This window comes from Aurantibacter sp. UH7 (assembly GCF_056839165.1).
The window spans coordinates 1235443-1248675 of the sequence record NZ_CM166388.1; the positions used below are offsets into that span (position 1 = coordinate 1235443).

15 protein-coding genes are annotated in these 13233 nt (G+C 32.7%); 8 read left to right on the forward strand and 7 right to left on the reverse strand.

Going from position 1 to position 13233, the window contains the following annotated elements:
- Nucleotides 1-58: 58 nt before the first annotated feature.
- The gene (locus UH7x_RS05370) at nucleotides 59-913 is read right to left on the reverse strand and encodes a UbiA family prenyltransferase (RefSeq protein WP_482363582.1); all 855 of its coding nucleotides are present in this window, start codon (nucleotides 911-913) and stop codon (nucleotides 59-61) included.
- Between the two features lie 125 nt (nucleotides 914-1038).
- Here UH7x_RS05370 and UH7x_RS05375 point away from each other — a divergent pair, with 125 nt between their 5' ends.
- The 5 genes from UH7x_RS05375 to UH7x_RS05395 all read left to right on the forward strand — a co-directional run bounded on the left by UH7x_RS05375 (nucleotide 1039) and on the right by UH7x_RS05395 (nucleotide 4688).
- Entirely contained in the window at nucleotides 1039-1917 is an 879-nt protein-coding gene (locus UH7x_RS05375) for a cell division protein FtsX (protein WP_482362693.1), read from the forward strand.
- Nucleotides 1918-2025: 108 nt separating this feature from the next.
- Entirely contained in the window at nucleotides 2026-2292 is a 267-nt protein-coding gene (locus UH7x_RS05380; RefSeq protein WP_482362694.1) for a DUF3098 domain-containing protein, read from the forward strand.
- Nucleotides 2293-2294: 2 nt separating this feature from the next.
- Entirely contained in the window at nucleotides 2295-3089 is a 795-nt protein-coding gene (locus UH7x_RS05385; protein ID WP_482362695.1) for an undecaprenyl-diphosphate phosphatase, read from the forward strand.
- A 90-nt stretch (nucleotides 3090-3179) separates the two neighbouring features.
- Nucleotides 3180-3884 (forward strand): tRNA pseudouridine(55) synthase TruB, encoded by a 705-nt coding sequence (gene truB / locus UH7x_RS05390; protein ID WP_482362696.1) that lies wholly within the window; start codon nucleotides 3180-3182, stop codon nucleotides 3882-3884.
- Between the two features lie 120 nt (nucleotides 3885-4004).
- Nucleotides 4005-4688: an energy transducer TonB gene (locus UH7x_RS05395; RefSeq protein ID WP_482362697.1), complete on the forward strand. Its 684-nt coding sequence runs from the start codon at nucleotides 4005-4007 to the stop codon at nucleotides 4686-4688.
- Here UH7x_RS05395 and UH7x_RS05400 read toward each other — a convergent pair.
- From UH7x_RS05400 to UH7x_RS05420, 5 genes are all read right to left on the reverse strand, one after another.
- Nucleotides 4685-5311: a thioredoxin family protein gene (locus UH7x_RS05400; RefSeq protein ID WP_482362698.1), complete on the reverse strand. Its 627-nt coding sequence runs from the start codon at nucleotides 5309-5311 to the stop codon at nucleotides 4685-4687. The two genes, UH7x_RS05395 and UH7x_RS05400, sit on opposite strands and share 4 nt — an antisense overlap.
- A gap of 86 nt (nucleotides 5312-5397) precedes the next feature.
- Nucleotides 5398-6801, reverse strand: a complete 1404-nt coding sequence (locus UH7x_RS05405; RefSeq protein ID WP_482362699.1) for a TolC family protein — start codon at nucleotides 6799-6801, stop codon at nucleotides 5398-5400.
- A 1-nt stretch (nucleotide 6802) separates the two neighbouring features.
- Entirely contained in the window at nucleotides 6803-8155 is a 1353-nt protein-coding gene (locus UH7x_RS05410) for an HlyD family secretion protein (protein WP_482362700.1), read from the reverse strand.
- A 6-nt stretch (nucleotides 8156-8161) separates the two neighbouring features.
- Nucleotides 8162-9829 carry a peptidase domain-containing ABC transporter gene (locus UH7x_RS05415; RefSeq protein ID WP_482362701.1) on the reverse strand — a complete coding sequence of 556 codons (1668 nt, stop codon included), beginning with the start codon at nucleotides 9827-9829 and terminating at the stop codon, nucleotides 8162-8164.
- Between the two features lie 4 nt (nucleotides 9830-9833).
- Nucleotides 9834-10508 (reverse strand): TetR/AcrR family transcriptional regulator, encoded by a 675-nt coding sequence (locus UH7x_RS05420; RefSeq protein ID WP_482362702.1) that lies wholly within the window; start codon nucleotides 10506-10508, stop codon nucleotides 9834-9836.
- A gap of 231 nt (nucleotides 10509-10739) precedes the next feature.
- Here UH7x_RS05420 and UH7x_RS05425 point away from each other — a divergent pair, with 231 nt between their 5' ends.
- Genes UH7x_RS05425 through UH7x_RS05435 form a run of 3 tightly spaced genes read left to right on the forward strand, consistent with a single transcriptional unit; the run spans nucleotide 10740 to nucleotide 12554 of the window.
- Complete coding sequence (locus tag UH7x_RS05425) at nucleotides 10740-11303, forward strand: DNA-3-methyladenine glycosylase I (RefSeq protein WP_482362703.1); 564 nt, start codon at nucleotides 10740-10742, stop codon at nucleotides 11301-11303.
- Entirely contained in the window at nucleotides 11290-11880 is a 591-nt protein-coding gene (locus tag UH7x_RS05430; RefSeq protein ID WP_482362704.1) for a hypothetical protein, read from the forward strand. The genes UH7x_RS05425 and UH7x_RS05430 overlap by 14 nt, the downstream gene beginning before the upstream one ends.
- A gap of 2 nt (nucleotides 11881-11882) precedes the next feature.
- Nucleotides 11883-12554, forward strand: a complete 672-nt coding sequence (locus UH7x_RS05435) for a DNA alkylation repair protein (RefSeq protein WP_482362705.1) — start codon at nucleotides 11883-11885, stop codon at nucleotides 12552-12554.
- On the opposite strand, the gene UH7x_RS05440 is transcribed toward UH7x_RS05435, so the two are convergent.
- Complete coding sequence (locus UH7x_RS05440) at nucleotides 12543-13232, reverse strand: lycopene cyclase domain-containing protein (RefSeq protein ID WP_482362706.1); 690 nt, start codon at nucleotides 13230-13232, stop codon at nucleotides 12543-12545. The two genes, UH7x_RS05435 and UH7x_RS05440, sit on opposite strands and share 12 nt — an antisense overlap.
- Between the last annotated feature and the right edge of the window lies 1 nt (nucleotide 13233).

The window sequence follows — 13233 nt, forward strand, 5'->3', positions numbered from 1 at the left end:
TCGGCAAAAATAAGTTTAATAAGGGAAAGGCGAAAGGAAAGCACTGTACTATGCCGTTTTAGACCATTAATAATTTACCGCTATAAAGCACCCATAACATCGACAATAATGCAGATATATTAATGGCATAACCGAACATCTTCATTTGAGATAGCGAATATGGTTTACCCTTAAACAAAAAGAACACGTCTAAAATTAACCACATTGAAAACGTTAATAAAAAGAGACTCAAAACAAAATCTTTAAACCAATACCAAACTAGAAATGATTCTATTAGCAGTATAAATAACATCAACAATTTTGTGTTTTTACGACCCAGCAATGTTGCAGTTGTATTCTTATTAGCTGCTATATCTGGTTCAATATCCATAATCTCTCCTGCAATATGCGCTTGAAAAGCAAAAAGAGAAAGGTAAATTAAGGTTTGCCAGGGCAACATTTCTAGATTGTTCAGTACTGTTGCAAAGAAAGCGGTAGTAACATATCCAATTTGAATAAAAATTTCAAATGGCGGGCGTTCTTTAATACGTAAAGGCTTAAAATTATAGGCAATATTCACTATCACCATAAATACTAAAAGCAAAAACATCTTAAACCCAGATAGATATGTAAAAATCACTATAAACGGCAAAATCACCAAAGTGATTTTTTTCAATAAACCATCTAAATGCGCTCTTGGCGCCTTTGCTCCAAATAAAAAATTCCCTTTTCTTTTATTAACGGCATCAGCTTCTTCATCATTATAATCATTTAAGCCATAGACTAAATAATTTAAAGGGAAGGTGACAAAAATAAATCCCAACCAAAACAACCAAGAGTTCCAAAAACTATCTTGATTACTAAAAGGCACCAGGTAAATCCAAATTGTAGGAAACCAAAGTCCAGGTCTTGATATTTTTAAATCTAATAGAATAACAACTTTTTATTGTTTTAGAGCATTAATTCATACACACTCATTCATCTAATGAACGTAATGTTAGTTGTTTTAATATATTTCAAATTTACTTTGCTAACTTTACTCTTTCAACATTTTCATAAATGGCACAATCTTTTGAAAGCTATCAAAAACGCAAATTAATATCCTCTTATTTTTCTGTGGTATTAAGTATTGCTTTAGTCCTATTCTTATTGGGAGTATTGGGATTAATGGTGTTAAATGCCAAAAAAATGGCAGACCATTTTAAAGAACAGATTTCTGTATCTATATTTTTTAAAGATTCTGCCAAGGAAGTAGAAATAAACCAGTTAGAAAAAAGCTTAACATCGGCTGATTATACAAATTCTGCAATTTATGTTTCAAAAGAAGAAGCTGCTAAGAAACATGCGGAAGAAATAGGTGAAGATTTTGAAGAATTTTTAGGATACAATCCTCTTAAAAATTCCATTGATATTACTTTAAAATCAGAATTTGTAACTCCCGAACAAATGGAAGAGATTGTAGCCGAACTTTCTACAAAAAAATATATCGACAGCATAACCTATGATAAACCACTGGTAGGTTTATTAAGCGATAATATTAGAAAAATTAGCATTTGGGTTTTGGTAGCGTGCGCAATATTCACATTTATAGCTGTTCTATTAATAAATAGTTCTATTCGACTTTCTATCTACTCAAAACGATTTATAATAAAAACCATGCAAATGGTTGGAGCTACCAAAACATTTATTCGCAGGCCATTTATTTGGACCAACGTAAAATTAGGGATGATTGGTGCCTTAGTTGCCAGTATTGCTTTAATTGGCACATTATTTTATGCCGAAAAATCATTTCCAGAATTAACTGTTTTAGGCGATTACACGTTGTTAGGGATTCTATTTATTGGTGTTTTTGTTCTTGGTATTTTAATCGCATTTCTAAGCACCTATTTTGCCGCACAACGTTTCTTAAATCTTAGAACAGATGATCTTTATTACTAAGTACTTTTTGTAGATTATCATAAAGCGTATAAAAACAAGGAGTTTAAGCAATTCTACGAACAAGAAAATTCATTTTTAACCGTTGAAGGAAAAGACTAAATTTGCAGCATGGGCAAAAAAGATTATAATAGCGCAGATCAACAAACGAAAAAAGAATTCATCTTTCAAAAGAAGAATTACTTGTTTATGTTTATAGGCCTAGCATGCATTACTTTAGGCTTTATATTAATGAGTGGCGGGGGTAGTGACGACCCTAATGTTTTCAATCCTGAAATTTATAATTTTCGAAGAATACGTCTTGCACCTACCCTAGTGTTAATTGGATTAGGAATTGAAATTTATGCCATATTGTTGAATCCACATAAGACCAAATAATTTTGGATATAATTGACGCAATTATCTTAGGCATAATTCAAGGTTTAACAGAATTTTTACCTGTATCATCTAGTGGTCATTTAGAATTAGGAAAAGCCATTTTAGGCGATAATTCTGTTCCAGAAGAAAGCCTTTTATTCACTGTAATTCTTCATTTTGCAACTGCATTAAGCACCATAGTTATTTTCAGAAAAGATGTATGGGAGATACTTCGAGGTCTTTTAAGTTTTAAATGGAATGAAGAAACACAGTTCTCAGTCAAGATAATTATTTCAATGATTCCCGCAGTACTAGTGGGACTCTTTTTCGAAGAAGAATTAGAAGCATTTTTTGGCGGTAATATACGTTTTGTAGGTTTTATGCTTTTGATTACTGCAGTTTTATTGTACTTCGCTGATAAAGCCAAGGATACTGATAAAAAAGTAAGTTTCAAGAACGCCTTTATTGTTGGGGTATCGCAAGCTATTGCTATGTTACCAGGTATTTCTCGTAGTGGAGCAACAATATCGACATCTGTATTATTAGGAGTAGACAAAACAAAAGCTGCTCGTTTTTCATTCTTAATGGTAGTACCCTTAATTTTCGGTAAGATTGCTAAAGATTTAATGAGTGGCGAACTTACTTTTGATGGTGACAACAATGTAGCCATGGGCGCTGGTTTTATTGCCGCTTTTGTAGCAGGTCTTGCAGCATGTACATGGATGATACAGTTGGTGAAAAAGAGTAAACTATCCTATTTTGCCATCTATTGTCTTATTGTTGGCGCTATTGCCATTGCATATAGTTTCATGGGATAATTTCAAATCACTTAAAAAGTCCGTAATTTTCCTTTTTAAATAAAGACCACATAGGTTTATTTCTGATATACATAAATCGAAAGTTCAGTTTTGAAAACTAAAGAAGAATTTTTAGCGGGCCAATTATTACTTATAGACAAGCCTTTGGGTTGGTCATCATTTCAAGCTGTAAACAAACTAAAGTGGTCGATTCGAAAGAAATTCGATTTAAAAAAGATTAAAATAGGTCATGCAGGCACCTTGGATCCACTTGCCACCGGACTTCTTATAATCTGCACGGGGAAATTCACAAAAAGAATAAACGAGTTACAAGGGCAAGAAAAGGAATACACCGGCACAATTACTCTAGGTAGCACTACTCCATCTTACGATTTAGAAACCGAAGTTGACAAAACTTTTTCTATTGAACATATTACAGAAGAATTAATACAAAGTGCAGTTCAAGGATTTATTGGTGAAATAGAACAAACACCACCAATTTTTTCTGCATTAAAAAAAGACGGTAAACGACTTTATGAGTACGCTAGAGAAGGAATAGCAATTGAAATTAAGAAGCGAAAAGTCACTGTTTCAGAATATGAGATTACAGAAATAAAGCTTCCGCATGTTAAATTTAGAATTGTTTGCAGCAAAGGCACTTATATTCGGTCTTTGGCACACGATTTGGGGGTAATATTAAAGTGTGGGGGCCATTTATCAGAATTACGAAGAACCAAAATAGGGGTCTATCACGTAAATAATGCTCAAGATCCTCACGATTTTGAGAAAGAATTACTCGGAGAGGATGCCGTATAACGAAAATATCCAGCATTTTTTCCGTTCATCGAATAATTTAAATAATTTTCTTAAAACGAGGTTATAGCTCTTATGAACCTGAACCGCAAACAATTATCATTACTAATAACTATCTTTTCGATGGGTATAATGGTATTAGGGCTTTACAACCTAAATTTAGGTAAAGCGGATGCTGAAGAAGATGAGTACATCGTAGAGATGATGTTAGCTGAAGAAGATATTGAAGAATTGCTAGAAGAAAAAAAAGCTCTAGAAGATTTAGCTAATGCCGACCCAATAAAAAGCCACTTAGCTTATAATGAAACTGCCAAGCCAAGTTATGGTGACCCAGAACCTTTAAAAACATTAGAAGAGTTGATGGCTGAAAAAGAAGCTTCAACAGATAATCCTTTAGATGGACCTAATGTAGATTCTGAATATGCAGAACGCGTAAAAGAATTGGCTAGAAAACGAGAAGAAAAGAAACAACTCTTAGGAGAAAAAGAGGCTGAGAAAAAAGAATTCACAAATAACTTAGCTAAAAGAAGAACTTCTGTTTCCTACTCATTAGTAAACAGAAATAATTACAGATTACCACCTCCTATCTACACTTGTATTGAAGGTGGAAAAGTAGTTGTTAATATTACTGTAGATGCTTTAGGCAATGTTTCTCATGCCGATTTCAATGCTAAAAGTTCAGGAACCTCTAATGGTTGTTTAGTAGACAATGCTATAACCTATGCTTTAAAAGCTAAGTTTAATACTGCCGAAAGATCAACACAGAAAGGCACTATCACCTACATATTCCAAGAGAAGGCACGTTAAATATCCATTACCTCTAATAAGTCTATTAGAATACTCTGCCCTTTATCTTTATTATACCAAACTTGTATTTCCTCTTTAAATTCTGGTAGAATTCCACCATTTACTAATTTGTGATCTTCTACTAGTTTGGTTGCAGCTTTTGATCTTGGTCCCCATTCTCCAATAACTTCTTGAGTACTTTCATCAATACTAATTAATTTAGGGATAGACATTCCACCATTAGTTAGAAATCGATTCATTAAATCGACATTCTCATCGCGTAGAATAATTTTAAGCGTTATGTTCGAGTTCAACTCCGCAATCTTATTTACAACTGGTAATGCAGGTGAGGCATCGCCGCACCAGCTTTCAGTTAAAACCAACCAAGTTGTTTTAGTATTTTTCTGCTTTATTTCAGCAATAGCTTCTTCATTGAATTTCAAGGTTTTATCCCATCGTTTCATACGTCTATTATTCAATTGCGTATAATTAGCCAAAGCCTCCGATTGTTCTGGCCCTGTAGACTTACCATCTTCAGACAACTGCGCCACTAATGCTCTATAATCTTGATATGAAATTGCCTTTCGGAGGCCCTCTTTAATAAGTACTGCAGTACTTTTCTTGTCGATTTGGGTTTCAGCCATTTTATTAAATTTTAAGCAAAATTAAAATTCAGTTAATCATAAAAATATGATTTAAGTCACCTTTGGTCGCTAAGAATTGAATAAGCTTACAAGCTTTTAGGGTTCACTACCAAACTGTTAAACAATCTTGCTTTAGTGGTGAAAAATTTATTCTGAAGTGCTATCTGTTTTAGTTCAGCATCAATAAGTTTGCCTTCGCGAGAGTTTATTAAAAATAATGAGCTCTCACCAAAGCTAAATTTTCTTTCTTCGGCAGCTAACAGCGTATTATAATTTGAGACTATGTTATTTATTAATGCCATCTGGGTCTCATATGAATCTAGTTCACTGTAAATGCTGACAATCTTATTTTTAAGTTCTATTTCAGCATTGTCCAAATCAAATTGCGCATCTTGTAATTTAAATTTTGCCAATTTAAGGTCACCTCTTTCTTTTCTTAGAAATAATGGAAGGTTTAGACTAACTCCTCCTTTATAATCGAAGGTTTGCAGTGAGTTAATATACTCTGGAGTTTCTGTGAGAAAATTATATTCTAAGTTTATTTTAGGCAATAGCTTATTAGCTTTCAAATTTCTATTTACTCTAAGGCCTTCTATCTTATAACCTAATGATTTCAACTTCGGATGATTCTCTATTCTAAAACTATCTAATGGCTTTCCCATAATCTCTAAAGTCGCATCAACTTCACCTTGTATGTCTGTGTCCGGAATCACATTCGATTGCAACTCCATAGGTACATTATTATTAATCCATAAAAAATTAGAAAGTTCTAGGTTACTTTTCATTAGTTCTACCTTAACTTGTTCAAGGCTTAGCATTCTATTTTGAATCGCAATTTTCGCTTCTACGGTATCAATTACAGCCAAATCACCTGATTCTGACCTCTTTTTAATTCCTTTAAAACGAACATCGGCATTAATTAAAAAGCTCTTATAAGTTTCTACTTTATTATAAGCTTGTAACCAATTAAAATATGCCAATGCAGCTTCATAGAGAATTTGATTAATCAACAAATCTCTATCCGCCTTACTTTGCTCTTTAAAATATTTAGCTTGCTTTAAGGTTGCCATTCGCTCATTTATCCATAGCCCTTGTCCAAGAGACATTGAAACACCAGCGCTATACAATCCATTTTCTGGTACTGATTCAGATGGGTTCAAATAATCTCCATCATTCTGCTCAAAACCTCCTTTAAGTTCAACACCATACCAAGTGGGTATTTTGAAGGCGGCATTTAGTCGATTAAAATAAGTGCTACTCTTAAACTCTTTTCGGTCATAATTTACCTCTATTTTCGGATCAAATGCACCACGAGATTTCATTAAGTTAGCTTGACCAATTCCGATTGTTAACTCAGCTTGCTTAGCTATTGGATGGTATTTTTTCACATACCCCAAATACTCATTAAAACCAAGCACTAAAGAGTCATTAACTTGTCCATGAAGTGAAAAAGTTAACAACAGCAATAAATATGATAAATACTTCTGCATATTATTTTTTTACAGTTTCGGATTTAGCACTTTCTGGTTGATAATAATTAGCTGGAAATCCATTTAATTGCCTCCATAATTCATACCAAATAGACACATCTTCTAAAAGCGCAATCGTATTTGCACCAGAACCTACCCGTATACCAGATGGCCAAGGCACATCAGCGGAATCCGGAGCTAGCAATATTCTATACATTCCATTCTCACTAATAAAAGTATCTACCGCCACTATTTCGCCCCCATAAGTTCCATAAGATGCATTAGGCCATCCACTAAAAAATATAGCAGGCCACCCATCGAACTGAATTCGAACTTTTTCACCGAGATGTATTAAAGGGAGATCAATTGGTTTTACAAAGGTCTCTACAGCTAAATCTATATTTGCAGGCATGATACCTACCAAACGATCACCTTCTTTAAAGGTTTCACCAATTCCTGCTTGAATCACTTTATTAATGTATCCATTTTGTGGAGCACGAATGTAGTACATCTCATTCCGCATCTCGTAATTCGTATATTGATTTTCCAATTTTGTAACCTGCGCTTCAGAATCAAATTGGCTCGATTGTGCTGTAAACATATCACTTCTTGCCTTTGATATCTTATCGGTATATTCTGCTTTTATCCTATTAATTTCTACACCGGCATTTAACACTTCATTCTTTGCAGCTAACAATTTATTCTCTTGTGAAATCAATTTTGCTTGTGTCTCTTGTAGCTTTAGCTTCTTTTCTTCCACATCAGTAAGTGATTTAAGTCCTTCTGACTCCAATTGCATTACTCGATTAAACTGACGTTCTGCGATACTAATGTTTGTTTTAGAAGCCTCAAAATCGATACTGTCACTCTTAACTTTCAATTTTGATTGTATTAATTTGTTCTTAGCCTGCTCAAATTTCAATTGTTGTTCATTTTGCAGCGCAGCAATTTGATTTTGTAGCGCTTTCACTTTGCCTTCATACGATTTAACTGAAGCCGATTTAGCACTAATCTGTTTACCTGTTCGCTCCACCAATTGCGGGTCAAAATATTCCCCTTTTACTTCTGAAATGAATAAAATGGTATCTCCCTTTTTTACATAATCACCTTCTTGAACATACCAATTTTCTATTCTACCAGGTATTGGCGATTGAATTGTTTGTGGTCTCTGATTAGGTTTAAGCGTTGTTAAATAACCTTTGGAACGAATATTTTGTGTCCATGGCAAAAAAAGAACTATCCCAACAAAAATTGCAGAGCCGAACAAAAAACGATTAAAGTGTTTATAGTGTCGTTTGTGAAATACTCTTTCAGTGGATTTAAATCCCCGCAAATGAACCGTTTTATTTACAGGATTATTTGAAATGTTCAGCATATATTCCTATTTATTATAAATAATTTTTCCATTTTCCAAATTAAAAACATGGTCACATTTAGTTAGCCATTTCTCATCTTGGCTAACTATTACGAGGGACCAGGGGTTACTTTCATTCGTTAGAAAATCTATTAACTGTGCTGCTTCTAGTTGCTCAAACTGGTACAAAGGATCTTGAAGTATCAATAATTTGGGCTTTCGAACAATACTCCGCGCCAAAACAATCTTTTTTGAAACCGTAAATGGAATCTGTTTTCCTTCAGGGTATATGATAGTATTTAAACCATCTGGCTGTTCTTTTATAAATTGTAACAAACCAACACCCTCTATCGCCCAATACAAATCTTTTTGCGTAATTGATTTATCTCCAAAAGTTATATTATCCAAAATAGTGCCTTCAAAAGGACTTTCTTCTGTTAATGACTGCCCAAGAAAAGAACGATAATGGTTTGGATTAATTCCTTTTAGTGATACATTATTAATATAAATACTTCCTTCATCAGGCTCTAAAAGGCCTGCGATAATTCTAAGTAAGGTAGATTTACCTGAGCCATTAGCACCATTAATTAGTGTTTTACTCTTAGGTTCAATTTTAAACGAAATTTCATCCAGAATCTTTTTCCCATTACCAGGAACACTAATTGAGACACTATCGAATTCAACAGTGATTTCACCCGAATCTTTCAAAGTCATTTGTCCCTCTTGATTTTCCAAATCCTTATCTACAACTTGCCCTAATTTTTCTAGGGATGTCAATAAATCATAGATGGTCTCCAAGCCACGAATCAATTTCTCAACTGATGATATGACCAATAAAATAATTATCTCAGCGGCAACAAACTGCCCAATATTCATTTCTTGATTTAAAACAAGCAAACCGCCTATTAACAATAAGCCTGCTGTAACTAGTACTTTAAAACCAATCATTTGAATAAACTGAAGCACTAAAACTCTAAAGTGACTCTCTCTAGCCTCTAGATATTGACTTACCAACATGTCATTTTTATCAACCGCAAGACTAGTTGTACCAGACAATTTAAAGCTCACCAAAGATCTTGCTACTTCTTGAATCCAATGTGCTACTTTATATTTTTGTTTGGATTCGTTTAAGCTTGTCTCAAGGCCTTTTTGAGCAGTAAATTTGAAAACAACATAAATTAATAGGATTAGCAAAAGACCATAAATAATAAAAAATGCATGATAAAAAGACAGTAGTAATAAGCCGAAAACTATCTGTAAAATAGCTGCTGGAAAATCAACAAGAATCTTTGCTAGTCCCTTTTGTACATTTAACGTATCAAAAAAACGATTAGCCAGCTCAGGTGGATAATAATCGCGAAGCTCACTCATTTTTATTTTTGGAAATCGGTATGTAAACTCAAAAGATGCTCTTGTAAAAATCTTTTGTTGAACATTTTCAATAATCCGTATTTGCATCAACTGTAGTATCCCTCCAAAAGCCACTCCGCCAGTAACTAGGACAATAAGAACAATCCAAGAAGTACTTATCTCAGCACCTTGAATTAAATTAATAATAGCTTGAATTCCCAAAGGAAGCGACAGGTTAACTAGTCCAGCAAATATGGCATAATAAAAAGCCTGCAAAACATCTCTTTTATCCAGTTTTAAAAGACCCATTAGTCTCTGCCAAGCAGTCATGGTATTTTTCGCCATTATTTTATGTATTTAAAGAACTGAATACTAGATTTAAAAAATACTTTGTTGGGTCATTTTTATCATTACAATCTGTTAAAGAGCTAAAATGTTCTTTGAGAAAATGTTGATGTAAAGAACCCTCAAGTATAGTACTAGCCATACTTAATGGAAATTTATAGGTAGAATCAACTTCTCTTATTATATCACTAATGCGGTTTACTAATCTTTTATAAATAGCAAAATAACCCTCCTTATTTTCAGCATCCACTACTTTAGTCAAATACGATTTAGAATATTCATTGATAACTATTCGATTTAATACCACTTCATTAACATGTGAAAAAGAAGAGTCTTCAATAGTCTCTTTTGTTACAATCTCTATAGCCTTGGTTAACTTTTCTATACTAGGGGGAATACTATGAGTAGCAAACACCAATTTATATTCTATCCAACCCCAATACCATGAAGTCAGATACAGTAGTAGCTTATGTTTATTTTCAAAATAGCGATATACAGAACTTTCATTAGATCCAATCTTACTTCCTAATTTTTTAAAAGTAAAAGACTCAAATCCTATTTCATTAATCAGTAAGATACTTTCCTGAACAATACGTTTACCCAAATCTGAAGATTCGGGGTCTTTTACATAAATTTTATCATTCATTCCAATTTTTAATGACTTTAATAACTGCTCCATATGACTAATTCTATATGTTAAAATACAAATATAATAGTATTACTATTAATATCTAATAGTTTTACAATTTAAAAACGAAAGTATTACTATTGTATTGTATGGTTTTTATAATTACTTCCACCATTAAACAACAGATTACTCACTTACATTAATCGATTTTATAGGCAAAACATAACTAATAAAATGTAGCATACTTACTAATTAAGTTATCTTTATATAAAAAGTATTTGGATGGAAAAACATCGATGCGGTTGGTGTCTTGGTGATGATTTATATGAAGAATATCATGACAAAGAATGGGGTACACCCGTTAAAGACGACGATACACTTTTTGAATTTTTAATTCTAGAGACTTTTCAAGCTGGCTTAAGTTGGATTACCATTCTTAGAAAACGAGAAAATTTTAGAAAAGCATTTGACCAGTTTGACTATAAGAAAATAGCGCAGTACGACCAATCGAAAAAGGATATACTTTTACAAGATGCCGGTATCATCAGAAACAAATTAAAAGTTAATTCAACGGTTACCAATGCACAACTTTTTATGCAAATACAGCAAGAATTTGGTAGTTTTAGCACCTATATATGGTCGTTTGTAAATCATACTCCGATTAAAAATAAAGTTACCAACTACAAAGATGCACCGGGTAATACTCCCCTCTCCGATACCATTAGTAAAGACCTTAAGAAAAGAGGTTTTAAATTTGTCGGCAGTACGGTAGTCTATGCTTTTATGCAGGCCATTGGAATGATAAATGATCACGAAACAAAATGTTTTAGATATGACGAAGTTTAAAAACATCCTTCTTTTAATTTTTACAACTGCAATATGCACTAATAGTTTAGCACAAGACAGAATTGAAAGACAGCATCGTATAAAAAAATCACAATTCCCAGTTGAAGCTATTGAAACGTTAACTAATAATAGTACGGGTATAAAGCGATTAAAGTATTATCAAGAAATTGATAGCAGTCAAAAAACTTACACAGCAAAATTTAAAAAATCACGTCTATTTTATGAAATGGATTTTGACAAAAATGGTGGATTTAAGGCTGCATCGTTATTAATAAAACAAGTAGATATACCTGAAGATAGTTTTCAAAAGATATCGAATTACTTGGCCCAGAATTTCGAAAATGTTAAGGTTCGAAAAATGCTACAATTGTATTCTAAAAATGCTGAACAAAATGTTGAAAAAACTATTAAAAATTCCTTTCAAAATTTAATGATATCTGATATGAATTACAAATTATTAGTTCGTGGTAAATTGAATAAAAGAAAAACCGACATAGAAATTTTCTTTGATTCAAATGGAAACTTTATAAGTCAAAAAGAGTTACTACCTCCTAATTATGATCGTGTACTATATTAAGAATGGATAGCGATTACATAAAAGCACTCGCACAAGAATTTGAGGCTGTTGGAAGCTCTGACATTGCTGCTGTCCAAAAAGCATACTTACGCAATCAGTTTACGTTCTATGGCATGAAAAGTCCGGTTCGAAGAACTGCCCAAAAGCCATTTTTAGTAAAACAATATTTACCATCTAAAGATAATTTAAATCAACTTGTTCGAACGCTTTGGCAAAAACCACAAAGAGAGTTTCATTATTTCGCACAAGAGTTAGCACATAAATACACCAAGCAACTTGAACTAAAAGATATTCTTTTGTTTGAATATATGGTGGTTAATAATTCTTGGTGGGATACTGTAGATTTCATTGCTACGAATTTAATTTCCGATTATTTCAAGAAATTTCCCGAGCAACGAGATGCGGTTACTAAAAAATGGATGGCTTCAGAAAATATTTGGTTACAAAGATGTTGTTTACTATTTCAATTAAAATGGAAAGACAAAATTGATACAATGTTTTTAGAAAAAACTATCAATGCTCTACTTGGGTCAAACGAGTTTTTTATTAATAAAGCTATAGGTTGGATTCTTCGGCAATATAGTAGAACAAACGCCACTTGGGTTATTGAATTTGTAGCTACTACCAATTTACATTCGCTAAGTAAAAGGGAAGCCCTGAAATTAGTTGGTTAAAAATTTCGACTTAAAATATTCATATAAGTCAATGTTCAAGAAGATCAACAACATTCCGTAAAAAACATCTTCAGCAGGAATGGTAAATAAACGTATACCCAAATTTTCAGCATCATTATACCAAACTATTGGTGACTCTAAAAAACTACCAGTGAGAATACCATTGCTAACAAAGAAAAATGGCAAAACTATTAAATAAGATAGGTATTGATAGGATAGGTCTCGCTTTCTAATTACCTGAAAAATTAAATACGAAGCAGTTAAGAGAAAAGTAATACTGGTATACCATTTATCTAAAGACATTAAACCAATTAGAAGTAAGATTATAATTAGTAGTATTGAAATCACTTTTTGAAACGAGACCAAAGGATTATTCTCTACTAAATATTTCAAAGAAAAATAGGTAAAAACACAAGCATATGGTATACTTACAAAAAATAGAACCTCTTCAATTGGTAAGTTGAAAATATTAAGTCCGATTACATAATCAGGATTAAAACCCCAAATTCCATTTAAGGTAAAATCAACATCCCATACTAAAAAGAAAAATCCAACAATAATATTGGCCAAAAAAAATGACTTCCACTCCTTATAAAAAGCATGTTTAGGATAAAAACTTGCTATAAAAGGAATAGAAATACAACTCAAATCTATTATTAAATACGTGTAAGATTGCATT